Here is a 25077-nt window from a genome sequence, read left to right on the forward strand (position 1 = left end):
GATCGGGCTCTCAAACATCAGGATTTGAACAATTCGTTAAAGGCGCGGGCGCGGCGGGTCACGTCAACCGTGCTCTCGGCGCCGAACAGGCCATGGACCACCGCCAGCAGATCGACCCCGTGGGCCACCAGCGGCGCAGCGTTTTCCAGGGTAATGCCGCCAATCGCGCAAATCGGCAGGTGCAGTTTGCTGCGGGCCTGGTCGAGCAGGTCGAGGCTGCAGGTCGGTGCACCGGGTTTGGTGTTGGAGTTGAAGAAGCGGCCGAAGGCAACGTAACTGGCGCCTTCCTTTGCTGCTTGCTCGGCGAGTTCGAGTTGCGCGTGGCAGGTCGAACCGATGATGGCCTGGCGACCGAGCAACGCGCGGGCCGGGGTCAGCGGGCCATCGGTCTGGCCCAGGTGCACGCCGACGTTCAGGCGTGCGGCCAGCTCGGCGTCGTCGTTGATGATCAGCTGGGTTTTGTAGCGGTCACACAAGTCGCGCAGGGCTTCGGCTTCGCGCAGACGGCGGGCCTCGTCGCTGCTCTTGTCGCGATACTGCAGCAGGGTGACGCCGCCTTCCAGCGCCGCCTCCACGTACTCGAGAAATTTACCGGCCAGCAACTGGCTGTCGGTAATGGCGTACAGGCCACGTAGTTTCATCGGACAAGCCTCTGCGCTTTACGCATTGAAAGTTACGAACAGAAATCCAGCGGCAGGCGGCGCGGCACGAACTGGCCCTTGCCCAGTTGTTCGGCATCACGCAGGGTGCGCCATGTGTAGTTAAGCGCGGTCTGTACGGCGCTGACGAGGTTTTCGCCCTGGGCCAGACGGCCGGCCAAGGCGCTGGCCAGGGTGCAGCCGGAACCGTGATAATTGCCGGGCAAACGCTGGCAGGTGAAGGTTTCGCGGCGACCGTCGCGGCTGTACAGGCGATTGTGGATTTCGTGTTCGTCGCCATGACCGCCGGTGATCAGCAGGTGTTTGACGAAGGGCAGGAGCTTTTCAGCGCACTCGTCCGCGGTGCCTTCGGGCAGTTCGGCGAGGATGCGGGCTTCGGGAAGGTTAGGGGTGGCGATGATCGAGAGCGGCAGCAGCCGTTCGCGCATGGCGTAGCCGACTTCGTCCTTGCCCAGGCGTCCGCCGCCACCGGCGCGCAGCACCGGGTCACAGACCACCGGCAAGTGCGGGTGCGCCGAGAGCAGTTCGACCACGGTGTCGACCATTTCCAGGGAGCCGAGCATGCCCAGTTTCACGGCCGCGACTTCGGAGTCGTTGAGCACGGCGTTGGCCTGGGCCAACACCCACTCACGGTCGAGGACGCGAAAGTCAGTGACGTTAACCGTGTCTTGCACGGTCAGGGCGGTGACGGCCGGGGCCGCATGACAACCCTGAGCGAGCAGGGCTTCAATATCTGCCTGCAAGCCGGCGCCACCACTTGGGTCGTGGCCGGAGAGACAGAGGACAACGGGGCGAGAGCTGTAGATATTCATGGTGCGCGAGCTTACCACCAAAGAGGTTTTTTTCGATCTCGGGAAGATCAAAAGATCGCAGGCTTCGCCAGCTCCTACAGAGACCGTGAGCAGATCCAAAACCGTAGGAGCTGCCGAAGGCTGCGATCTTTTTGTAACACTCTGACCAGGCAAACAGCTCTAGCTCAATGCATAGCGCTGAAACGCCCGTTCTAGAGCCTCTGCAGGAAAAATTTCAATGGTGCTCAATGGCCACCAACGGCTATGCTAGAGTGGATCCAAACCAATAACAGGTAATACCGGTTTTACGTCTACTCAAAAGGAATGGGGGCTTCCTGACACAACCGGACAGGCCACGCTGGGGCTTAAATGCGCTATTTGCTGATGTTGCTGTTGTGCTTGCCCCTCCTGGCGAGCGCTGTTGAATTTGACGAATTCACCCAGAGCCTTCCCCTGGGTCGAACCATGCAGGTGTACGAAGACGCGGGCGGTCAGGCGACCATTGCCGACGTCCGTGCACAAGCCGCCGCCGGAAACTTCAAAACCCACGATAAGGCCACCCTCAACGCCGGGTACTCGCGCTCGGTGTTCTGGCTGAAAATCGACCTGCAGTACCGCCCGACCAACCGGGACGCGCAACGCACCTGGCTGCTGGAACTGGCTTATCCGCCCCTTGATCACCTTGATTTGTACCTGCCGGATGCCTCGGGCGTGTATCAGTTGATTCGACGCACCGGGGATCAACTTCCGTTCGACAGTCGCGAGATCCGTCAAAACAACTATCTGTTCAGTCTGGATTTCAAACCCGAGCAAGCGCAAACGGCGTATCTGCGCCTGCAAAGCGAAGGCTCGATCCAGGCGCCCGTGACGTTGTGGTCGAGCACCGCGTACCTCGAAGAGCAGCCCTTGCGCCTGTATGTGTTGGGCCTGATCTACGGTGTGTTGCTGGGGATGGTGGTCTACAACCTGTTCATCTTTCTCAGCGTGCGCGACACCAGTTACCTCTATTACATCTTCTATATAGCTTCGTTTGGTTTTTACCAGCTGTCAGTGAATGGCGCGGCGGTGGAATATTTCTGGCCGAACAATCCCTGGTGGGCCAACGCAGCGACGCCGTTTTTCATCGGTTGCGCGGGGCTGTTCGGCAGCCAGTTCGCCCGCAGCTTCCTGCAAACCGCCAAACACAGTCGCTGGCTGGACCGCCTGCTGTTGGGGTTGATTGTGTTTGGGGCGGTGGTGGTCGGGTTGTCGCTGATGACCAGTTACGCCCTGGCCCTGCGCCTGGCGACGACCCTGGCGCTGCTGTTTACCGTGGTGATTTTTGCCGCAGGGATCTTCGCTTGGGTGCGTGGCCTGCGTGTAGCGCGCTACTTCATCATTGCCTGGTCGGCGTTTTTGCTCGGCGGCGTCATCAATACGCTGATGGTGCTGGGTTACCTGCCAAATACATTCCTGACCATGTACGCCAGCCAGATCGGTTCGGCCATCGAAGTGGCGCTGCTGTCCCTGGCGCTGGCCGATCGGATCAACGCCATGCGCGAACAGCAAGCGCAAACCCTGGTCGATGCCGGGCAGAAGCTTGAAGTGCTCAACCAGCAACTGGCCCGCAGTAACAAGCTCAAGGACGAGTTTCTCGCGACCCTGACCCACGAATTGCGCACGCCCATGAACGGGGTGATCGGTTCGCTGGAGTTGATGCAAACCGTCGAGATGGACCCGGAGCTGGAGCAATACCAGCAAACCGCCGCCGGTTCGGCGCGGGACATGATGCGCATGGTCAACGGCATCCTCACCCTGACCGAGTTGCAGGCCGGCAAACTCAAGGTTTACCCGGATACCTTCAGCTTGCGCGGCGTGATCGAGACCTTGCGCACCCAGTTCGAGGGCAATGCGTCGAGCAAATCGCTGGACTTTAAAGTCGAGGTGACGCCGGGGCTGCCTGACCGCCTGCTCGGCGACAGTAGCAAACTGGCGCAATGCCTGGAGTGCCTGCTGGACAACGCGATCAAGTTCACTCGGGTCGGCGGGGTGGCGCTGCGGGTGACGGGCAAGACGACGGATCAGGGGCGGCTGGCCCTGTCCTTTGCGGTGATCGACACCGGGATTGGCTTTACCGATCTGGGGAGGCGACGCTGTATCAGCGTTTCTTCCAGCTCGACGGCTCCATGACCCGCGAATACGGTGGCCTGGGTGTTGGCCTGGCGATCTGTCGGCAACTGGTCGAATTGCTCGGTGGGCGCCTGACCCACCGTTCCGAGCCGAGGCGCGGCAGTCGCTTCCAGTTGGACGTCGAAGTCGAGTTGCCCGTGGTGGAACGCACGCCTGTGCCTTTGATGCCGCGGGACTTCCCGCGTTTGCGCCTGCCTCAGGATTGCACGGTGCTGCTGGTCGATGACAACAGCATCAATCAATTGGTGATGCGCGGCATGTTGCTCAAGCTTGGGTTCCGGGTGCGATCCGCCGACAGCAGCGTGGCTGCACTCGACCATTTGCAGCGTGAAACCTTTGATGCCGTGGTGCTCGATTGTCAGTTGCCGGCTCAGGACGGCGCATCGCTTTGCTGCCAGATCCGTGCCTTGCCGGGCTGCGACGAATTGCCGGTGTTCATGGTGGCCTTGAGCGTTGATCGGGAACGCTGCCCGAACGGCGCTGTGATTGATTACCTGAGCAAACCGGTGAAATTCGAGGACTTGCAGGCAGCGCTTTACCGTCGGGTGCTTTGTCCGAAACAAGGTGAAAGCGCCGACATTTAGGCGGGTATGACACTTTGTTCAGCCGGGGGCGGTGCTTAACTGAAATCCTGGCTGACCAAAGGAGCCCCGTCATGAACCTGCATCAGTTCGCCGAAACCCACGAAGTCACCAACCAGCCGCCGTCGCTGGACGGCACCAACCTGTACCGCATCGACCTGCCGTTGCAGGAGTGGTCGCGGCGTTTTGGGGCCGGCTGGGCCGAGTCGCGGATCGACGCTTACGGCGCACTGGCCGGCGGGCCGCTGATGGAAGCGGGGTTCCTGGCCAATCAGAACAAACCGGTGTTTGTCAGCCATGACCGATATGGTCATCGCATTGACCTGGTGGAGTTTCACCCGGCCTATCACGAACTGATGCGCACGGCGGTCGAGCACGGTTTGACCTCGTCGCCCTGGACCGATCCGCAATCCGGTGCGCACGTTGCCCGCGCTGCCATGAGTTACCTGCACAGCCAGGCCGAGGCCGGCAGTGGTTGTCCGCTGACCATGACGTTCGCCAGTGTGCCGGCGATGCGCCTGCAACCAGATTTGGCCAGGCAGTGGCTGCCGAAAATCCTCGCCACCGAATATGACCCGAGCAATGTTGGCGTGGCCCACAAGGCCGGCGTCACCATCGGCATGGCCATGACCGAGAAACAGGGCGGTACCGATGTGCGGGCCAACACCACCAAGGCCTATCCGGTGGGTGCCAGCGGTCCGGGCCAGGCGTATGAGCTGGTGGGCCACAAGTGGTTCTGTTCGGCGCCGATGTGCGATGCGTTCCTGACCCTGGCCCAGACCGACAAGGGCTTGACCTGTTTCCTGTTGCCACGCCATCGCCCGGACGACACACGCAATCAGTTCTACATCCAGCGCCTGAAAAACAAACTCGGCAATTGCTCCAACGCCTCCAGCGAGGTGGAGTTTCGTGGCGCGCTGGCATGGATGGTCGGCGAAGAAGGCCGGGGGGTGCCGACCATCATCGAAATGGTCGCCATGACCCGCTTCGATTGCATGGTCGGCTCCAGCGCGCTGATGCGCCAGGCGCTGACCCAGGCCAGCCATCACTGCGCCCACCGTACGGTCGGCGGCAAGCTGCTCAGCGAACAACCGTTGATGCAAAATGTCCTGGCCGACCTGGCGCTGGAAAGCGAAGCCGCCCTCGCGCTCAGCCTGCGCATGGGCAAGGCGCTGGATCATCTGGATGACAGCCATGAAGCAAAATTTGCCCGGCTGGTGACAGCGGTGGGCAAGTACTGGATCTGCAAGCGTGCGCCGGGATGATCAACGAAGCCGCCGAATGCATGGGCGGCGCCGGTTATGTCGAGGAAAGCATCCTGCCGCGCCTGTACCGTGAGGCGCCGGTCAACTCGACATGGGAAGGCTCCGGCAACGTGCAGTGCCTCGATGTGCTGCGGGCCTTGTCGAAAGAGCCGGGGGTGCTGGACGTGCTGTTCAGCGAATTGGGCGATGGTCACGGCGACAAACGTCTGGCTGCGCACATAAGCCAGTTGCAGGCGGCGTTCAAGGACGCCAGCGACATCCAATACCGGGCCCGGCAGTTGACCGAGGATATCGCGCTGGGGCTTCAGGCCAAGTTGTTGCTGGAGGCGGGGAATGCGGCGGTCAGCGATGGGTTTATTGCCAGCCGGCTGGGTTCGGCCGGGCGGGTATATGGCGCGTTGCCGCGGGGGCTGGATGTTGAAGCAATAGTCGCCCGGTCGACCCCTCAAGGTTTTTGAGGGGCGAAAAGATCGCAGCCTTCGGCAGCTCCTACATGGGTTCGCCGTTCTCCTGTAGGAGCTGGCGAAGGCTGCGATCTTTTTTTGCGGTTCCCGTCAGACGACGATGCAGGCAAGATGAAGGTCTGCAAGTCAGAACACAGGAAGCTGATCGTGACCGAAGCGTTTATTGTTGTTCAAACCGCCGAACAAGCCGTTGACCGGCTCGCCGCCCTGCATGAGCAGGCGACTTCTGCGCTGAGCCAGGCACTCAAGCGTTACCTCAAGGATCGTGTCGAACCGGACGCCGAACAGCGTGCGATGTTTCGTTATCCCGAACTGCGCCTGACCTACCTCTGCCAGGGCGAAGTCCCACAGACCACTCGCGCCTATGCCAAGGTTCAGTTGCCGGGGACCTACAGCGTCACCGTCACCCATCCGGCGGCGTTCCGTAAATACCTGCTGGAACAGCTGGTGCCGTTGATGCACGACTTCACCGTCACGGTAGAAGTCGGCGTCAGCCAGCAGAACATTCCATATCCGTACGTGGTCGAGCAGGGCGACGAGCTGGCCGGCTCCGGCGTTACCGCCGCCACGCTGGCTCGGGTGTTCCCGAGTACTGACCTGTCTGCCGCCACCGATGGCATCGCCGATGGCTTGTACGACTGGGAAAACACCGATCCGCTACCGCTGGCGCTGTTCGATGCGGCGCGGGTGGACTTCTCCCTGCGCCGACTGGTGCATTACACCGGCAGCGACTGGCGGCATGTGCAGCCGTGGATCCTGCTGACCAACTACCACCGTTACGTCGACCAGTTCATCGTCCATGGTCTGGAACAGTTGCGCAGCGACCCGCGTTTTGTGCGCATGGTCTTGCCGGGCAACGTGATCATTGAAAAGAGCATGGACCACGGCGAAGCGTCCGCGATTGCGGCGGGCGTGGTCTGGCATCGTTATCAGATGCCGGCTTATCACCTGATCGCCAGCGATGGCCACGGCGTGACCCTGGTGAACATTGGCGTCGGCCCGTCCAACGCCAAGAACATAACCGACCACCTGGCGGTGCTGCGTCCACATTGCTGGCTGATGATCGGCCACTGCGGCGGTCTGCGTCAGTCGCAGACCATTGGCGACTATGTGCTGGCCCACGCCTACATGCGCCGTGACGGGATTCTCGACCGGGTTGTGCCGCCGAACATCCCGATCCCGGCCCTGGCTGAAGTGCAGATGGCGTTGCAGCAAGCAGCGGCCAACATCACTGGCGAGAAGGGCGACGAGCTGAAAAAACGCCTGCGCACCGGCACGGTGCTGACCTACGACGACCGAAACTGGGAGCTGCGCTGGGCTCAGGAACGTCCGTTGATCAATCTGTCCCGTGCCGTGGCGGTGGACATGGAAAGCGGCACCATCGCCGCGCAAGGTTATCGTTTGCGGGTGCCGTATGGCACGTTGCTCTGTGTCTCGGACAAACCTTTGCACAGCGAAATCAAGCTGCCGGGTTCGGCGAACGCCTTCTATGAGCGCGCGGTCAGCCAGCACCTGAAAATCGGCATCGAGGCGGTAGACCTGTTGCGCACCGAACTCAACTCGTTGCACTCGCGCAAACTGCGCAGCTTCGACGAGCCACCGTTCCGCTAACAGTCATGGTCATTTAGCGGTCAGGCCACTAGCATAGTGAGCCCTGACCGTTAGATGCTCCTTTCCCCATGTCCCGTCCTCAACGTCCCGTTTCCCGCCGTCCTGGTGCGAAGCCTGCGCCAACCCCTTCAGCCCCGCGCCGAGTCGCCAAAGCGCCACCGGCCGAGCCGAAACTGATTCTGTTCAATAAACCGTTCGATGTGCTGACGCAATTCAGCGACGGCGAAGGTCGGGCAACGCTCAAGGATTTCATCGAGATTCCCGGGATCTACCCGGCCGGACGGCTGGACCGCGACAGCGAAGGTTTGCTGCTGCTGACCAACGACGGCCAGCTTCAGGCGCGGATCGCCGACCCGAAACATAAACTGGCCAAGACCTATTGGGTACAAGTGGAGGGCGAGCCGAGCGACGAGCAATTGCAGCGTCTGCGCGATGGCGTCGAACTGAACGACGGCATGACCTTGCCGGCTGAGGCGCGGCAGCTTGAAGAGCCGCAACTGTGGCCGCGCAATCCGCCAGTGCGTTTTCGCAAAAGCGTGCCGACCCGTTGGCTCGAATTGGTGATTCGTGAAGGACGCAACCGTCAGGTGCGGCGCATGACCGCGGCGGTCGGCTTGCCGACATTGCGTCTGGTGCGAGTCAAAATTGGCGACTGGACGATCGAAGGGCTCGATCAAGGCCAGTGGAAGGAAGTGCCGGCGCGTTTATGACGAGCTTTCGATGTAGGCGATGACCACGCTTTTGATGATGAACGCGAGAATCCCCAGACCCAGCACGAAAAACAGAATGAAGGTGCCGAACTTGCCGGCCTTGGATTTTTTCGCCAGATCCCAGACGATGAAACCCATGAAAATGATCAGGATGGTGACCAGTCCGGTCATCATCCACTCTTCGAATACTGCAGGATCCATCGAACATCTCCAGCGCGGGCGGGCCAAAAAGGGCCGGGCAAGTATACGCCCATGAGGAATGGCTGGGCATTGACCTGCGTCGGTGTGCCACAGTCATTTGTCTGTCGGCTCACTCCTGTGGAGCTGTCGAGTAAAACGAGGCTGCGATCTTTTGATTTTGCTTCTAAAGAGCCAGATCAAAAGATCGCAGCCTCGTTTCACTCGACAGCTCCTACAAATGCGGTCCTCAGCTACGCAAATGAGTCAACGGCAACTCGGTACTGTTCAACACCTGGTTCAACACAAAACTCGACCGCACACTGGTCACGCCTTCAATCCGGGTCAAATGCCCCAGCAACAGTTTCTGATAGTGGTCCATGTCCGGCACCACCACCTTGAGCTGATAGTCGGCATCCATCCCCGTCACCAGGCTGCATTCCAGCACCTGCGGCAGTGTCCGAATCGCCGCTTCGAAATTTTCAAAACGCTCTGGCGTGTGCCGGTCCATACCAATCAACACATAGGCCGTGAGGCTCAGGCCGAGCATCTTGCGGTCCAACAGGGCGACCTGGCGGGAGATATAGCCGTCGTCTTCCAGCTGTTTGACCCGGCGCGAGCACGGTGAAGGCGACAGGCCGATGCGTTCGGCCAGTTCCTGGTTGGAGATGCGCGCGTCACGCTGCAATTCCGCCAAAATGCTCAGGTCGTATCGGTCGAGTTTGCTCATCAATCAGGCCTTTGTCATAACTATTGCGGAAGATTATCTATCCAGGGTTAAAAATTGCGCAAGTAATGTTTATTTGAGCAATATTCGCAATCCTCTGCCGGCGGCCCAAGCCTATTCTTATTAACAGAATCACTGCTCGGACAAACAGTCCACAGCGGCTCGCCCAATCAGGCCAGCCGCGGCCGCCACCCCCACCGGGGATGTGCCGGCCCCCGAGCTACACACTGTCCAGAAGACGGCGTGAGGTGAGCCAACGTCATAAGCGTTGAGCACGGACGAAGTTCTCAAAGGGAGGCCGACGGGTCTCCCTTTTTTATTGCCTGCGAAATAAGTTGCGCGACTGATAACCTGTCGCAGAACCGGCTTGTGGTTTTTCAGTCTTACGTACAGGCCCTAACCCGCAGTGAGGAAAAGCATGAAGTCGCACATCTGGCGTTTGGCCGGTGTTGGTTTGCTGTGTGTCAGTGTCACTGCGCAATCGCTCGCCGATGAGCCGCAAAATCATGGTTCCGATAACGTACCGCACGGGCGGGACCATGAGCGAAATGACCAGGGCCATGGCGGCAACAATCCGCCACGCCCGCAGAACACCCCGCAACAGAATAATCAGCCGCATCCGCAAAACGTTCCGCAGCAGAATCAGCCGCGGCCGCAGAACAACGAAGTCATTCGGGGCGAGAACAACCGACAGTTCGAACACAACGGGCAGAACCAGAACGGCGGCCAATGGCAAAACCGCCAGCCTCAAAACGTGCAGGGCCGACCACCGCAAGCACCGGCCAATAATCTGCCGATCCAGGGCCGGCCCGACACCGTGCGCCAGACCCAGGAACCCCAGCGTGGTTACCATCAGGACATCCCGCGGCGCAACGATAACAACCAGCACTGGCAGGCCGGCAATCAGGGCTCGCATCCCAATGATCATCGTTGGGAAGGTCGCCCGGATGGGCATGGTAATGGCTGGGGCCCGGGACCGCAGTATCGTCCCGGTCATATGATCGATCGCTTCCCTGATCGCAATTTCCGCGTGCCTTACCGCGGCCAGGATTACTTCTTCTCCGGCGGCTACTGGTATCGCCCGCAAGGTCCGCGTTATGTGGTGGTGCAGCCTCCTCGCGGGATTCGTGTGCACTACATGCCGGATTACGCCCGTGAAGTCTGGATCGGTGGGGCGCTGCTGTTCCTCGCGGCGGGTTCTTACTACGCCTACGAAGAAAGCACCCAGGATTATGTCGTGGTCGAACCGCCCGTTGGCGCGCCGCAACCGCAACCGGCCAGCAATGGCATCGACGTGACGGCTTATCCTGCCAACGGCCAGTCGCCGCAGCAGGTCGCTCAGGACGGTTACGAGTGCGCTCAATACGCCGTGCAGCAGAGTCGTTTCAACCCTCAGACCGCGACCTACCAACCCGACCCGGCGGTGGTGCAAGCCTACCGCCAGGCTGAGGGTAACTGTCTGAGCAGTCGCGGCTATCAGGTGTCCTTCTAAGCCTTGGCAGCCATGACCACTTCCTGCGGGTCGGCGTGCACCAGCACTTCGGCTCGCGGGTAAGCGGCGTGAATCGCATCGGCGGCTTGATCGCTGATGCCGTGGGCGACTGACAGGGTCAGCTCTCCCGGCAGTTCCAGGTGCAGTTGCACAAACCAGTGATTGCCGGAAATCCGCGTGCGCAAGTCGTGCGCCCCCAGAACGCCCGGTACCCCGCAAGCCAGTTCAAGCATGTGCTGGCTGACATCCGTCGGCAGCTCTTCATCCATCAGCACCGCAAAACTTTCCCGGGCGATCTGCACCGCACTCCAGAGGATGTACGCGGCAATCCCCAGGCCAAACCAGGCATCGAGCTGATTCCAGCCGAACCCGGCCAGCACCAGCGCCACCAGAATGCTGCCGTTGAGCATCATGTCCGAACGGTAATGCAGGGAATCAGCGCGCACCGCGTTGGAGCCGGTTTCCTTGATCACCCGATGTTGCAGCATCAGCAACGCCAGGGTCAGCGCGAGGGAAAAGACGATCACCCCGATACTGAGCCACGGTGCGCCGACCGGTTCCGGATGTTTGAGCCGATCAATCGCCTGCAACGCAATCAACACTGCACTGCCACCAATAAACAGCGCCTGGGCCATGCCCGAGAGTGATTCGGCCTTGCCGTGGCCGTAACGATGGTCGTCATCGGCCGGGCGCAGGGCGTAATGCACCGCCAGCAAGTTGAGCAGCGAGGTGATGCCGTCGAGTGCCGAGTCGGTCAGCCCGGCGAGCATGCTCACCGAACCGCTCAGCCACCAGGCAATGCCTTTGGCAACAATCAGCGTACAGGCGACAGCCACGGAGGCGCGGGTCGCCAACCGCAGCAGGCGAGCGTGTTCAAGGCTGGTGGTCATGGGAACGGCTTTTCCTTTAGGTACACGAATTACGCGGCGGGTTGCAGGCCGAACATGGCCAGTTGCTGGGTGCTGCCCTTGTGCTGGATCAGGCGCGGATCGTCCAGCGGGAAGCTGCGGCCCAGTTCAGTTTCGAGAATGGTCTGCAGCTTGTGGTTATCGACCTTGCCGTCAGCACCAATCGCTTCCTTGAGTTTTTCCGGCGCCACTTGAGCAGTCTTGCCCGGCTCGAAGTAAATCGCGCCAGTGGCGAAGTCCACGGCAAATGCGACCAGGCCGGGGATGATGTAGAACAGCAAACCTACGGCATCGAGGACGGCGATGGCCGGGTCGACCTTGCCGTCGATCTGCCCACGACGGTCCGGGTAGAAAATCGAACCGCAGGCGGTCAACTGGGTCAGCAGGGTGGCGACCAATACACCGCCAATCAGGCGAAAGGGAACACGCATGGGAAATCTCCTGAGTCATCATTTAACGAAGCGTAGCCGGTATGAATTAAGACCCTGACAAACGCCTGGCAGTTCGCCGTTATACTCGCGCCGGCAGGGCGTGCCCACAGTAAATTGCGGCCGCGTCTCACCCCAATTGGGATAGTTGAGGATTGATGTTGTTTTTTCCAGATCGACAACGTGTAACGGCTGATGGATGTTATCGGGGTTCGGCCCTGCGGGCTGAAACTGTGGACGCGCCATGCTGCGTTGCGAGACTTGGCAAGGAAACGACCCTTACCCGCGTCCCGAGCCTTGCCTGGCACGCCCACAGCTTCAACGTGACTCGCAATTTACTGTGGGCACGCCCGGGAGCCAGCATGATTTCTTTGCCGATTGATGAAGTTTTACCCGCCCTGCGTGAAGCCTTGGCGACACGCCACGAAGCCGTGCTCGAAGCACCGCCCGGCGCCGGTAAAACCACCCGCGTGCCGTTGGCCTTGCTCCACGAGCCGTGGCTGGCCGGGCAGACCATCCTGATGCTCGAACCGCGTCGGTTGGCGGCGCGGGCGGCAGCAGAGCGCCTGGCCAGTGAATTGGGCGAAAAGGTCGGTGAAACCGTTGGCTATCGCATTCGACTGGACAGCAAAGTCGGCCCCAATACCCGGATCGAAGTGGTCACCGAAGGCATTCTCACCCGGCGCTTGCAGGATGACCCGGCGCTGGATGGCGTCGGTCTGCTGATCTTCGATGAGTTCCACGAGCGTAGTCTCGATGCCGATCTCGCGCTGGCCCTGAGCCTCAATGGCCGGGAGCTGTTTCGCGAAGACCAGCCGCTGAAAATCCTCTTGATGTCCGCGACTCTGGAAGGCGAGCGTCTGGCCGGATTGCTCGATGACGCGCCGATCCTGCGCAGCGAAGGGCGGATGTACCCGGTGGCTATGCGCTGGGGCCGACCGTTCCAGCCCGGTGAATTCATCGAGCCGCGCCTGGTGCAAACCATCCTCGAAGCCTTGAACGACGAAACCGGCAGCGTGCTGGTGTTCCTGCCGGGACAGGCGGAAATCCGTCGGGTGCATCAACAGTTGGCGGATGCCTTGGGCGAGAGCGCGCAGGTTTTGCTTTGTCCGTTGCACGGTGAACTCGACCTGGCCGCGCAACGCGCCGCGATTGATCCGGCACCTGCAGGTTTTCGCAAAGTGGTGCTGGCCACCAACATCGCCGAGACCAGCCTGACCATCGACGGCGTGCGCGTGGTCATCGATGCCGGGTTGGCGCGGGTCCCGCGTTTCGACCCCGGCAGCGGTATGACTCGCCTCGACACCCAGCGCATCTCCCGCGCCAGCGCCACCCAGCGCGCCGGCCGAGCCGGGCGGCTGGAGCCAGGTGTGTGTTATCGCCTGTGGTCGCAGGATCAGCATGAACAACTGGCGGCCTACGCCAGTGCGGAAATACTCTCGGCGGACCTTGCCGGGCTGGCCTTGCAACTGGGGCGTTGGGGCGTAAAGCCTGGGCAACTGGTGTGGCTCGACGTGCCGCCGGCAGCGGCTTATGCACAGGCTCAGGATCTGCTGGAGCGCCTCGGTGCACTCGACGGCGAAGCGCTGACCCGACACGGCCAGGCCATGGCCGAACTGCCGGCGCATCCGCGGATCGGGCATTTGCTGTTGCGCGGACAGGCGCTCGGCCTGGCCGAGATGGCCTGCGATGTCGCGGCCCTGCTCGGCGAGCGGGATATCCTGCGCGGCGCCGGGGCGGACCTGCACAGCCGACTGGTGCTGTTGTCCGGCGAAGAACGAGCCGCACGCGGTGCACAGGGTGGCGTGCAACGAGCCCGGCAACTCGCACGGCAGTATCGCGGCTACTTGCGTGGTAAAGCCTCGGAGCCGGTCAGCGATCCCGATCACCCGCGTTGGCTCGGTGCGCTGTTGGCGCTGGCTTATCCGGATCGAGTCGCGCAACAGCGACGGGCCGGTGGCGCGGAGTATCGTCTGGCCAATGGCCGGGCGGCGTTGTTTGCCGAGGCCGACAGTTTGATGAAACAGCCTTGGCTGGTGATCGCCGACCTGGGTAGCCGTCAGGGCCAGCGCGAAGAACGGATTTATCTGGCGGCGGATTTCGATCCGGCGTTGTTCGATTCAGTCCTGGCCGAGCAGGTGCGCTGCGTCGATCAACTGGATTGGGACGAACGCGAAGGCGTGTTGCGGGCCGAGCGTCAGCGCAAGGTCGGCGAGTTGATCCTCAGTCGCGAGCCCTTGACCGGTCTCGACGAAACCGCCCGCAGCCAGGCGTTGGTCAACCTGGTGCGACGTAAAGGTCTGGAACTGTTGCCGTGGACCCCGGAACTGCGTCAGTGGCAGGCGCGGGTGGCGTTGTTGCGCGAGCTGGACCTTGGCGCCAAGGGTGAAAGTGAATGGCCGGATGTCAGCGACGCCGCGCTGCTCAAGAATCTTGAGCACTGGTTGATGCCGTACCTGGGCAAAGTCTCGCGGCTCAGTCATTTTGGCAATCTGGACCTGTCGAGCATCGTCCATAACCAGTTGCCGTGGCCGTTGCCGCAACGACTGGATGAACTGGCACCGCATCATTTGAGCGTGCCGTCCGGTTCATCGATCCGGCTGGATTACAGCGAGCAGCCGCCGATTCTGGCGGTGCGCTTGCAGGAACTGTTCGGTCTGGCCGAGACCCCGCGCATCGCTGGCGGCCGGCAAGTGGTCAAGTTGCACCTGCTGTCCCCGGCGCGGCGGCCGGTGCAGGTGACCCAGGATCTGGCGAACTTCTGGCGCAGCACCTACGCCGAGGTGAAGAAGGACTTGAAGGGGCGTTATCCGAAGCTATTCCATAAGCTTGATCCTTGGGTTGAATCCCTTAACAAAAAATAGTTTGACTGCTCACGTTGTGAGTACATCTCGAAATCTCTAGGATCTGACTCCTTCGTTAAGGGGAAGCCATGTCCTACACCAATCCACGTCACGAAAGCCGTCTGATTATCATCCCGCACCTGCGTGACGCGTTCGCCAGCCTACACGTCAACGAAGCACCTCCTGGGGCGACTGCAATGGAGATCGAAGGGGACAATTCTCTAGTCGTTTTCCAACTCGATGAAGCAGGTAGTGGAAGTGTTCGTGATCTGTTCAATTTTCCATTTTTATTTCATGCGAGCGGAGACCCCTGGCACGAGTCAAATGATTATTTGCTGAGTCTCATGCGGGACAACTCCTCGGTAAATATACGAACGGATGACGTTCGACGCCGTGCCAGTAAATTACTTGATTATCTCTTATATTGTGAGGAGAACGATTTAGACTGGCTGGATTTTTCAGGTGCAAGGCCTCCACTTCGACCAACCTATAAATATTTTTATCATCTGATTGATGAAGGCGCGCGTAGCAACCAAGTAATTAATCAGTATACCGCTGCGGTCTACCATTTTTATCGGTACGTGTCCGAGAATTGGCATCCCCTTGACATGAAACGAGTCGATACGATCAAACAGGTCCGAATCTTAGTGCAGACTCGTAAGGGGGTAAAAGTTGTTGAAGCTGATAAGAGAAGCCAAACGCGGCGTACCCCTCCTGTTAGTTCGGTGCCATTAGGCTTCGTGCGAGAAGACGGCGAGGATCTTCGGCCGCTTTCCAATCTAGAGTTGGCTGTATTTCTGGAAACTATAAATACTGAAAATGAATGGTCTTCAGTTGAGCGGTTGATCCTACTTACCGCACTTATGACGGGCGCCCGCAAGCAGAGCGTGTTGACCATTCGCATAAAACATCTTAAAGGATTTACAGAAGACCGGCTCGGCAGGGACGGAGCGTATAAATTGCATGCTGGCCCCCGGACAGGTATAGATACAAAATTCGACAAAGCGCAAATTCTACACTTCCCTAAGCAACTCGCCGACGAACTGGTCGCCCTTGCTGAAAGCCCCTTAATGAAGAAACGGCGGGGAAAATTCAAGGCCGAACTGGAGGCAAGTCATCCAGGCGTAACCATGGATGAAGATGATATGTATCTATTTCTCTCTGATCAAGGGAACTGCTATTACATGGCAGTCAATGACCCGCGCTATCCTATTGTAAGGTCACCACAGGCGGGGCAGGTTACCGATACTATCAAACGCAAATTAATTAACAAAGCTTCCAGCGTCTTTCCGAAGGATTTCTCATATCACTGGTTGCGAGCGACATTTGCTTATCAATTCTATCAACGCCTGCAGGTACTTGTTCAAAAAGGACTGCTGAAGCCGGGTGAAGATATCGACTTCATCCAAAAGCGAATGCATCATGAATCTAGGCAAACTACCGAGAATTATCTAAAGCTATTTAAAATGACTCAGGAAAAAGTAGTGGCCCAAGAGCTGTGGGAGAAAAATCTATTTAATGGTAGCTACGAAGTGCTGAATTTGGAGGCGGAAGATCGATAATTTACGCTGTTACGGGCATCGGCCCGATACGCTGATTATTACACCAACTGAGTTGGCTCAGCAGTTTTCCGAGCCGGAGCGCTTGCGTCTTCAATTGTCCGCGAAGGTGAAAAAGAAACCGTTGGATGTTGGCAGTTTCGTCTATTCACTTAGAAGGAAAAATGAAAACGCGAAGGACAATCGCGGAACGCCGGTTGTAATTAGTTCGTTTGTTGAAAATCGCCGTGAGCTTGTTGTAAGGCTTCTAGAGTCATTTATAGGATTGCGTGACGCATCGGTATTGCAATTTTTCAGCAACGCCGAACGGTTTATCGACTGGGCAGATACGAACGGCTACAAAGAAGCTTTTTTCAGTGAGATGTATGCACAACAAGCATATCGGGATTATACCGCGTATCTTAATCACCAGATAGCACATAGCATTTGGAAACCCACGACAGCCTCGCAGTTTCAAGGCGGAGCCGTGAGACTGATCGAGTTATGTTTTCCTGATAGCTATCATCATATTCTTTCGGGCGCGGTTAAAATAATTCCAGACAGGGGGTCGGCGTCAGCCAGTAATATACATGTTGAGTTGTATAGGGACGTTTGTTTGGCTATTGCCCTACAGTGCGGGGATTTTGTTTTGGCCAACAAGCCGTACCCATGTGTGGTCAGCATCAGGGATTATGAAGTTGTAGTATTTCCTTCGTTTCATGGTGCGGTTGGACCCTTCAAGGTATCTCCGCTTTCTTATAATGCGGCTGAGCGTCGAATTGCAACGGTGGAGGAGTATATTTCTGCCGGTGTTAAGCGTGGCAGCAAGGCCGGGGTTAGAAGTAGCGTCGCCTTTGATTTGGCAAGGGCGCGAACTTACTTAGACTCTTCCAATGAAGATAACCGCCATTGGCACCGTCTGCATGTGGCGTATCTTGCTGCAAGGGCTTACACGTGCCTCTTTTTGTTGATCACGGGTGCCACGCCAACCGAGCTTGCCCAATTCAGCTACGAAGATGCGCAGGAAGTGGAGAAATCCCCTCTGAAGAAAGAGTTGTCTGCCGTGAAGTTTCGCGCTGGAGGGAAATCGACGACCTATAATATTGGGCGGAACACTGGCTTGCCACTTTTGAAAGAATACCTAAAGCTTCGTGAATGGATTTTAAATGGCACAACGCATGAAAGGTTGTTCTTTACCTGTCCCGATGTCACTCAACGTAAAAACTTTCCTACTGGCTTCGCTGAGGTCTCCGTAACTCAAGCCGTTACCAAATTTTACCATTCGATTAAAGGCGTCTTCCTCGATCCGAATGTACCTATAATTTCGGCACGTAAAATGCGAAAACATAAGAGCAATGGGATGCACTCTGCTCGCATTTCGCCCTCTACGATAGCGGTATCGCTGAACCACACTGAGGTAGTGAACCTATCGACTTACGCTGATGCGACACCTGAGCAGCAAGACGCCGAATTCGGCCAATTTTGGCAATCCATGCGCCATGCAGCCCATGTCATACGTGAGCGCAGCCAGGATCACAGCGATGGCGCGATCGGAACCGCAGCGGGTCATTGCGATGGCTTCAACCATCCGACGCCCGTAGCGGGTGTGGGGGAATTTGTCGAGCTGAACTGCCGCACACAGTACGGGTGTTTATATTGCGAGCATTATATCTGCCACAGCGACGAAGAGGATCTACATAAGTTGTTGAGCTTGCAGTACGTAATTAATTCTGTGCGCAAAACGGTTCCTGACGTGGCTCACGCTGAGGCACTATACAAAGATCTGTCTATCCGAATTGAGTTTATCATCGAAGCGCTTTGCAAACGCTCTGATTCAACGAGGCAGACGGTCGAAGCGGTCAAAATAAAAGTGTTTGAGTATGGTGAAATTACTGCGTTTTGGGAAAGCCGTTTGAGCCGTTATGAAAGGTTGGGGGTGACATTTTGAGTGATGTTGTTCAGTCCATAGGCAGTCTCTTTGCTAGCGGTCAGTTTGCTGATACCTCTGAGCCAGATAATGCCTTTCACTTATATGGGAAGCCCAGTCCAGACTTTGTGCTATGTCGCGATGAGAATGGCACAGCAACGGCGATATATAACGGGACTTCTTGGGACTTCAATCCATACAGGTTGAGTGCAAAAAAAGTTAATCGAATATCTTTCGATACAGTTTTTGATGGCGAAGGGGAAGAGCAAACAGTATTGATCGATGATGCCAAGTATTTGCTGTACTGCCTGATCTATTTTGCAGGCGGTGGACGGCGCGGTACGCTCAGTGTATCCACGTTGAGTCAGTACTGGATGGTTTTGCGCATGGCCATGAAATTTTGTTATGAGCAGAAGCAGAAGCGCTTGGTCGGCGTGCTTTCTTTGGAACAGTTGTTCACAGTGCCGGTATATCTTGCGGCGTTTATTAGTGAGCAAAAACCTGTTGGTAAAGTTCTGACCGGAATATTGCGGGCGTTGGTTAGCGTAGGCGGTAATCGATTGGGGTACGCCGTGCTCAACCCAAGTGCATTTGATCTTAAAGCTCCGGATTCAAAACAACATCCCGTTATTCCTACGCGTATCTATTTGACCCTGATCAATGTTACTGGTGACCTCATCGATCAGCTACACCCCGGTCTAAACAAGTTCGAGTCATTTATAGAATGTTTTGCCAATGAGCACTATGGCCGTACGCGCATAAGGCAAAAAAAAGATCTGGGCTACAACGCTAGCTTTCACCCTGACATGACTCAGGCACTCGAGGACCACGATCTGAGCGCGGTGTTCTCCGGACAGTTTGCGTGCGCTCATAAGAGACATTTACAGACCGTCTTGCTGCAGATGCAGTATGCGCTGGCAACCGTAGTCCACCTTTACACCGGCATGCGCGATCAAGAGGTCATGCGAATGTCCTATATCTGTTTATCCGATAAAATCGCCCAGGAAGCAGTTCTTGATGATGAAGGCATACTGCGGGATAAGTCACAGTCGGTAAATATTCTATCGACCACCACAAAATTTTCGGGTTACAAGAAGGAAAGTACATGGTTCGCCCCAGATGAAGTCGTCAAGGCTATCGAGATTGCTAAAGCGATTTGCCGCGGTCTCGCTAAGCTATATAGAGTTGAGCTAGATGATCGCTGTCCGCTTTTTCTCAATCCATCAATATTGAGTTTTACGAGAGGTAAAGCAGAGGTTGGTGTTACGAGCTTTTCTTTAAGGTCTACTCAGGAGTCAACCTTACGATCGATGTTGATTAAGGCCGAGGATGTACAAGAACTATGTCAAAGCGACCCCTCTCGGGATTTTCACAACGACCCGGAATTCGCAGTTGGCCAGCCCTGGCCGCTGACTACGCATCAGTTCCGACGTTCGCTGGCATTTTATGGTAGCAGCAGCGGCTTTCTCTCGCTGCCAACGCTTCGAACTCAGTTTAAACACATGACCATCCAGATGGCTCGATATTACGCTAATAACTATGAGAATTTGCGCACGATATTTGGCTATTACGATGAGAACAAAAATGATTTTTTGCTGCCTCGCAATCACTTTGCCTTCGAATACCAGATGGCTATGCCCATGGCTGTAGCCAATCAGCTGATTGCTGATCTTCTATTCAGTGAGGAGCCGTTATTTGGCGGCACTGGCTCATATATGGAAAAGCAGAAAACACGGCTCCGGGCGGGTGAGGTCCGAATTGAAGATGTCCGTGCTGACACTGAACAGCGGGTTAAAAATGGTGCAATCAGTTACAGGCCAACGCTTCTTGGTGGTTGTACCAAGGCAGGTCGTTGCGATTCGTTTCTGTTGGGTGATTACACCGAGTGCTTGACTTGTGAGGGAGCCATTATAAAACGCTCGAACTTGGATGCGGCTATCGAGGACGCAACGAACGAATTGTGCAATTACCCGGAAAACTCTGGCGAATATCAAATTGTGAAGGGTGATATTGAGCGTTTGACGGCCTACAAAGCTCGGTTGATTGATACCGTGGAGTTATCACTATGAAGAGTGGCCTGGTTGATAGTAGTGGCCTGAGTGCATGTGAGAACGCTTTTCAGCGTCTCCTAGATGGGAAGCCCGTGGTCACTGAGCATGTAGGCCTAGACCTTTGGAAGCTCACTGCGAGCATTGTCAGTCTCGAAGCGGGGTTTGACCGTGGGTACTTAAAGAAATCTCGTAAGTCGCACTTACCGCTACTCGCAAAGATTGAGTCTGTTCGGACAGGGGCCGGCAAAGGGACTTCACCCAACGGTCGACGAATCCGACAGATGGAAAGTCAGTTGGCTTTGCTAGAAAAAGAGCTGTTAACGGCCCAAATTCAGCGCGATAAGGTTTTGGCTCAAAATATGAAGTTATGGGATCGGGTACGTGAGTTGGAGTATTCGTTGACAAATACGGGCACTGCTAACGTCAAGCAGTTCAGACGTCCGCATTGATCAATTGTCCAAACCTGGACCACGAGGAGGAGGGCCTTTCTGATTCCAGAGACGGTGTCCACTAGACGGTCCCGGCTACAATCCTTAGTCAAATGCTTAATTGCATGGACTTGACCACCCATTTGCTTTCGACTTGACCAGTCGTTTGCATCGGATTTGACCAGCACGCTGGGTGGCCTTGACCGGCAAAAAACGGCCAAAAGGGACGGTGGACACCGTGATGGCAAATGGGTAGGGTCATTGGCGCTGCTTTCGACTCTAGAGGGTAGCAGGGCTTGCCGTCATCCATGTCGCGTTTCTCCCTGAGCAATGTCGCGTATGCCGCGACCACCTCTAAGTTAGACAAGGACTTACAGGACGACAAGGAACGTTATACGACAAGCCATCGCGACAAGAAACGCGACATGGCATGTCGCCTAAGGAGGCACCATGGATTTCGTAGTCATTGACGTTGAAACCGCCAATCCAGACCTTGCAAGCATCTGCCAAGTTGGCATCGCCGTTTTCTCAAACGGACAATTCTCAGAGTCATGGAGCACGCTCGTTAATCCAAATGACTACTTTGATTCTCACAACGTTTCAGTTCACGGCATAAATGAGGAAATGGTTGCATCGGCACCGCATTGGATAGAAGTACATGATCGCCTGAGAGCCAATTTCTCTAATCAAATATTGGCTAGCCATACGCCATTCGACAGAACTGCAATTCGCAGGGCCTGTGAAAAGTCTTCAACAATCTCACTTGATTGCCGGTGGCTTGATACGGCGCGAGTTGTTAGGCGCACTTGGCCTATTTTTTCACAGTCTGGTTATGGGCTTGCAAATGTTGCCGCTCACTTCGGCATAAGCTTCAAGCATCACGATGCAGAAGAGGATGCGCGTGCTGCGGGTGAAATATTACTTAGAGCAATTCAGGAAACTGGTTCAAGTGCTGCCGATTGGTGCTCTTTGGCATTGCGACCAACTGCTTCATTATCATCCTCCGAGGTTCGCACCGCCAATCCAGACGGCCCACTATTTGGTAATGTGGTTGTGTTCACCGGGGCACTTTCAATACCACGCCAAGAAGCTGCCAATGTTGCATCGTTAGCAGGCTGCGATGTTACAACTGGCGTCACGAAACATACCACTCTGCTTGTTGTCGGCGACCAAGACATTCGCATGCTGGCTGGCGCAGAAAAGAGCGCTAAGCATAGGAAGGCCGAAGAACTCATGGCGAAAGGCCAGAAAATTCGCATACTCGGAGAAAGCGACTTTGGCCACCTCATTGGTGTGTAGTCGTCATGAGCCCTGTGGCGCATAACAAGTCATTCAAGGATCGACGTTTTGGAATGCGCCAATACGTGCCCTTAATTCCAAAGATAGAATCAAGAGGATTGCATGGACAAACTCATATCACTGGTTTCAAGCCTGGAAGCAGCAATTCGCTACCTTCTGAGTGGCGCTGTGATTGCGACCATATTGGTGATGAGCCTGAATGATCCTCGGACCATCTTTCAATGGGCTCTGTCCAATCAAGTTCCCACTGCATTGTGTGTGGCCCTTATCGGATTTACAGCTTTCTCAATCTACCGACTCGTTCTGTGGGTTGTTTTCGATTTTATAGCTTGGAAATTGAACGCTTCGGCGCCGGCAGAGTTTTTTGTGGAAGGTGTTAGCTATGCCAAGCCATACGCTAAGTTTCTTCGCTGGAGGCACTCAGAAGACCTGCCTCAGTCGCTTAGCGGCTATCTAACCTACCGCTGGTCTGTCGCACATTTCGCCCTTGTTTCCGGACTGGCGGGGCTCGTCGCGGCACTCAGTGGACAAAGCAATTCCGTTATTATCGACCTACGATGCTGGGTATTGCTCGTTTCACTTAGCGTTGCTGCGTTTGGCTTCTGGCAGATTTCTTTTCTTTACCGGGTGGAAAGGGAGCTGTGTCGTGATCGCAATGCTCTCCCTCTAGCCAAAGGGCAGCCATCATGAAAACAGATACCGATTGGAATCAAGGGCGCTATCTGCTGTTCCTAGACATTCTTGGTTTCAGCAAACTGGTGGAAACGAAGAGTACCCAAGAAATCTACGCGACCATTGATAACGCACTTAAAGCCTTTGGGCGATGGGAAGAACTGAATGGGCTCTTCAAGACCATTTACTTCTCAGATACCTTCCTCTTCTATCAAGGGCCCAAAGGTTATGGCAGTTGGGCATTCCTGGACATCTATGCCATCGGCGGCATGGTCCTATCCGCACTGCTGGCGGCAGGTATTCCTGCAAGGGGAGCAATCTCATTTGGTGAGTTTGAGGTCGATCTTGACTCCACAGGCCGCCATCAAGTCTATTTCGGCAAGGCACTGATAGAAGCCTACAAAGCAGAGCAGCAGGAGAAGTGGATCGGGATCACGATTATGCCTTCGGCCTGGAGGCCCTATGAAGCTGAAAATCCAGGAGTTATCGATGCATTCGCTCGTGAAAAAGTATGGTCAAAGAGGGCGGATGGAGTCCTGCTTCTGAATCCATTCATCAAGCTCCGCTCTTGGTACTCATCCGCATTGATTGGCGAAGTCGATAAGCCATACTCACAATGGGATGCACCGGAATTTCCCAACGATATTCTTGGTTTTAAGTTTCTGCGGGAGAAAGCCGCGTCGTACGCAGCTAAAAACGACTTCACCAGTCCCGAAGCCATCAAGTACCACGCGACGATTCGTTTTCTTGAGTGCATTCAGGGCAAAGACCTCTATGCATGGGGCGAACAAGCGGCACTACCTAGCAACTATTAACAGGTCGGCTAATAACGGGTTCAAGTTGTTAGTTGCGGTCACTCGAGACTGCGTTCCGCAGCCCTAACCAGAACATTAGCAAATGACTGCAATGGGTCGACTTCTGCCAGTCAGGGCCACCCAGTGTGCTGGTCAAATCCGATGCAAACGACTGGTCAAGTCGAATGCAAATGGGTGGTCAGGTGGAGTGCAATTACCCAGTCAAACACAGAACCATTACGCGCCATTTTCTAGTCAAACTATTCATCAGGATTGACTGTCAATGCGTTTTCGGGGAATCGGCTAAAAACCCTGCAAATACGGGCTTTCACAGGTGTCAAAGGTACGCCGGGTACTTGATATAGCGCATTACTGGCCGGATGATCCGTTGGTGGCCGAGGCGACTGCTCGGATCAAGCCGCGTAAAAGCTGAAGATCAAAGGATCGCAGCCTTCGGCAGCTCCTACATTGCAATGCGATCCCTGTAGGAGCTGCCGAAGGCTGCGATCTTTTGATCTTAAAAATCACGAGACCGAAGCAGACCCTTCAGCCTTGGCAGTCAATTGCTCCCGACAATAGTCGGCAAACAACTGCGCAGGTTTGGTCAACTGCCCACGCTTCAACCACGCTGCCACCAGCCCTGATCCGGTGACGTCTTCGACGATGTCCACGCAGACCACTTTCTGGCCGTCATAGGTGCACTCCGAATGCGGCCGCGTGACCAGGATCGAGAAGCCGAACCCTTGCCCGACCATCCCCCGGACCATCTCGATCGACGGTGAACTGAAGGCGATTCGTGGCGTCAGGCCCAACTCTTCGAACAGGCTCACGAAGTAGGTCCGGCTCGGTTGCACGTCCAGCAGAATCATCGGCTCCAGACATAGATCGCGCAGCGATACTTGCTTGAGCTGAGCAAAGCGATGGTCGGCCGGTAGCAATGCATAAGGCCGCTGCGCCGGCATCAAGGGTTCGGTCTGGATCGTCGCATCGAGGTCGTGTTCATACAGAATCGCCAGGTCAAAGGTGCCGGAGGTCAGGCCTTGCACCAACTCTTGTTGCTCCCCGTCGCGGATGCGGATGCCCACCCCCGGATACAGCGCCGAGAACCCGGCAATCAACTGTGGCAGGTACAGCGGTGCGACGGTTTCAAAGCAGCCGATATCGATTTGCCCGGCCACCACGTCGTTGTCGGCCAAGGCGTTCTGTTCGAACTCCTTGGCCATGCGCAGCAATTCCTGGGCCTTGCGGTAGAAACGCGCGCCACTGGGGGTCAAGGATACGCCCTGGGCGTGATGACGGATCAGCAGTTGCACGCCGAAGCTGTCTTCCAGGCCCTTGATCGCCGTGGAGATCGCCGGCTGGGCGATATACAGCTTACGAGAGGCCTCGGCGACGCTGCCGCACTCGACGGTGGTGATGAAATACTTCAATTGACGCAGGTTGTAGGCAGCCACGGCAAACCTCAGGGGTTGGATGAACTCGACATCCAGGCAATTTGCGCGCCGCCCGCATCCGTTCTGACGACGGTGTTTTTATGCTTGAA

The 25077-nt window shown here is 56.6% G+C and carries 18 protein-coding genes and 2 pseudogenes; 13 read left to right on the forward strand and 7 right to left on the reverse strand.

Translation table 11 applies throughout. The annotated features are described in order from the left end of the window. Positions 1 to 17: 17 nt before the first annotated feature. On the reverse strand, positions 18 to 641 hold the full coding sequence (gene thiE, locus JFV26_RS10135) for a thiamine phosphate synthase (protein ID WP_201191940.1): 624 nt from the start codon (positions 639 to 641) through the stop codon (positions 18 to 20). A gap of 32 nt (positions 642 to 673) precedes the next feature. Continuing rightward, the gene (locus JFV26_RS10140; protein ID WP_201191942.1) at positions 674 to 1471 is read right to left on the reverse strand and encodes a hydroxymethylpyrimidine/phosphomethylpyrimidine kinase; all 798 of its coding nucleotides are present in this window, start codon (positions 1469 to 1471) and stop codon (positions 674 to 676) included. A 348-nt stretch (positions 1472 to 1819) separates the two neighbouring features. Here JFV26_RS10140 and JFV26_RS10145 point away from each other — a divergent pair. From JFV26_RS10145 to JFV26_RS10160, 4 genes and pseudogenes are all read left to right on the forward strand, one after another. Then, a pseudogene (locus JFV26_RS10145) lies at positions 1820 to 4203 on the forward strand (7TM diverse intracellular signaling domain-containing protein). A 71-nt stretch (positions 4204 to 4274) separates the two neighbouring features. Beyond that, positions 4275 to 5923: pseudogene (locus JFV26_RS10150) on the forward strand (acyl-CoA dehydrogenase family protein). A 117-nt stretch (positions 5924 to 6040) separates the two neighbouring features. Continuing rightward, positions 6041 to 7540: an AMP nucleosidase gene (amn, locus tag JFV26_RS10155; RefSeq protein WP_201191944.1), complete on the forward strand. Its 1500-nt coding sequence runs from the start codon at positions 6041 to 6043 to the stop codon at positions 7538 to 7540. A gap of 68 nt (positions 7541 to 7608) precedes the next feature. Then, complete coding sequence (locus JFV26_RS10160) at positions 7609 to 8250, forward strand: pseudouridine synthase (RefSeq protein WP_242487788.1); 642 nt, start codon at positions 7609 to 7611, stop codon at positions 8248 to 8250. Here the strand turns inward: JFV26_RS10160 and JFV26_RS10165 are convergent. Both JFV26_RS10165 and JFV26_RS10170 read right to left on the reverse strand, forming a co-directional pair. Then, a complete protein-coding gene (locus JFV26_RS10165; protein ID WP_201191946.1) occupies positions 8245 to 8451 on the reverse strand; it encodes a DUF2788 domain-containing protein in 207 nt (68 codons plus the stop codon). The genes JFV26_RS10160 and JFV26_RS10165 overlap by 6 nt on opposite strands. Positions 8452 to 8677: 226 nt before the next feature. Further along, positions 8678 to 9157, reverse strand: a complete 480-nt coding sequence (locus JFV26_RS10170) for an Lrp/AsnC family transcriptional regulator (RefSeq protein ID WP_007937367.1) — start codon at positions 9155 to 9157, stop codon at positions 8678 to 8680. 415 nt (positions 9158 to 9572) lie between these two features. Here JFV26_RS10170 and JFV26_RS10175 point away from each other — a divergent pair, with 415 nt between their 5' ends. Continuing rightward, positions 9573 to 10646: a DUF6515 family protein gene (locus tag JFV26_RS10175; RefSeq protein WP_201191948.1), complete on the forward strand. Its 1074-nt coding sequence runs from the start codon at positions 9573 to 9575 to the stop codon at positions 10644 to 10646. Here JFV26_RS10175 and JFV26_RS10180 read toward each other — a convergent pair. Next, positions 10643 to 11536: a cation diffusion facilitator family transporter gene (locus JFV26_RS10180; protein WP_201191950.1), complete on the reverse strand. Its 894-nt coding sequence runs from the start codon at positions 11534 to 11536 to the stop codon at positions 10643 to 10645. The genes JFV26_RS10175 and JFV26_RS10180 overlap by 4 nt on opposite strands. 29 nt (positions 11537 to 11565) lie before the next feature. Then, positions 11566 to 11985 (reverse strand): polyribonucleotide nucleotidyltransferase, encoded by a 420-nt coding sequence (locus JFV26_RS10185; protein WP_201191952.1) that lies wholly within the window; start codon positions 11983 to 11985, stop codon positions 11566 to 11568. A gap of 359 nt (positions 11986 to 12344) precedes the next feature. Between JFV26_RS10185 and hrpB the strand changes: the two genes are divergently transcribed. The 8 genes from hrpB (at position 12345) to JFV26_RS10220 (ending at position 23555) form a co-directional block, all read left to right on the forward strand. Next, positions 12345 to 14846 (forward strand): ATP-dependent helicase HrpB, encoded by a 2502-nt coding sequence (hrpB, locus tag JFV26_RS10190; RefSeq protein ID WP_201191954.1) that lies wholly within the window; start codon positions 12345 to 12347, stop codon positions 14844 to 14846. Positions 14847 to 14914: 68 nt separating this feature from the next. Continuing rightward, the gene (locus JFV26_RS10195) at positions 14915 to 16387 is read left to right on the forward strand and encodes a site-specific integrase (RefSeq protein WP_201191956.1); all 1473 of its coding nucleotides are present in this window, start codon (positions 14915 to 14917) and stop codon (positions 16385 to 16387) included. 82 nt (positions 16388 to 16469) lie between these two features. Beyond that, positions 16470 to 18311 (forward strand): hypothetical protein, encoded by a 1842-nt coding sequence (locus JFV26_RS10200; protein ID WP_242487789.1) that lies wholly within the window; start codon positions 16470 to 16472, stop codon positions 18309 to 18311. Further along, positions 18308 to 20359: an integrase gene (locus JFV26_RS10205; RefSeq protein WP_201191958.1), complete on the forward strand. Its 2052-nt coding sequence runs from the start codon at positions 18308 to 18310 to the stop codon at positions 20357 to 20359. The genes JFV26_RS10200 and JFV26_RS10205 overlap by 4 nt, the downstream gene beginning before the upstream one ends. Positions 20360 to 20622: 263 nt before the next feature. Then, entirely contained in the window at positions 20623 to 20790 is a 168-nt protein-coding gene (locus JFV26_RS33395) for a hypothetical protein (RefSeq protein ID WP_241190678.1), read from the forward strand. A 429-nt stretch (positions 20791 to 21219) separates the two neighbouring features. After that, positions 21220 to 22068, forward strand: a complete 849-nt coding sequence (locus JFV26_RS10210) for an exonuclease domain-containing protein (protein ID WP_124303687.1) — start codon at positions 21220 to 21222, stop codon at positions 22066 to 22068. Between the two features lie 102 nt (positions 22069 to 22170). Continuing rightward, the gene (locus JFV26_RS10215; protein ID WP_124303685.1) at positions 22171 to 22758 is read left to right on the forward strand and encodes a hypothetical protein; all 588 of its coding nucleotides are present in this window, start codon (positions 22171 to 22173) and stop codon (positions 22756 to 22758) included. Then, a complete protein-coding gene (locus tag JFV26_RS10220) occupies positions 22755 to 23555 on the forward strand; it encodes a hypothetical protein (protein ID WP_124303683.1) in 801 nt (266 codons plus the stop codon). The genes JFV26_RS10215 and JFV26_RS10220 overlap by 4 nt, the downstream gene beginning before the upstream one ends. Before the next feature lie 503 nt (positions 23556 to 24058). On the opposite strand, the gene JFV26_RS10225 is transcribed toward JFV26_RS10220, so the two are convergent. Continuing rightward, positions 24059 to 24988, reverse strand: coding sequence for a LysR substrate-binding domain-containing protein (locus JFV26_RS10225; protein ID WP_201191960.1), 930 nt, complete (start codon positions 24986 to 24988; stop codon positions 24059 to 24061). Positions 24989 to 25077: the final 89 nt, after the last annotated feature.

The sequence above is a fragment of the Pseudomonas sp. TH31 genome, assembly GCF_016650815.1.
In the GTDB taxonomy this organism is placed as follows: domain Bacteria; phylum Pseudomonadota; class Gammaproteobacteria; order Pseudomonadales; family Pseudomonadaceae; genus Aquipseudomonas.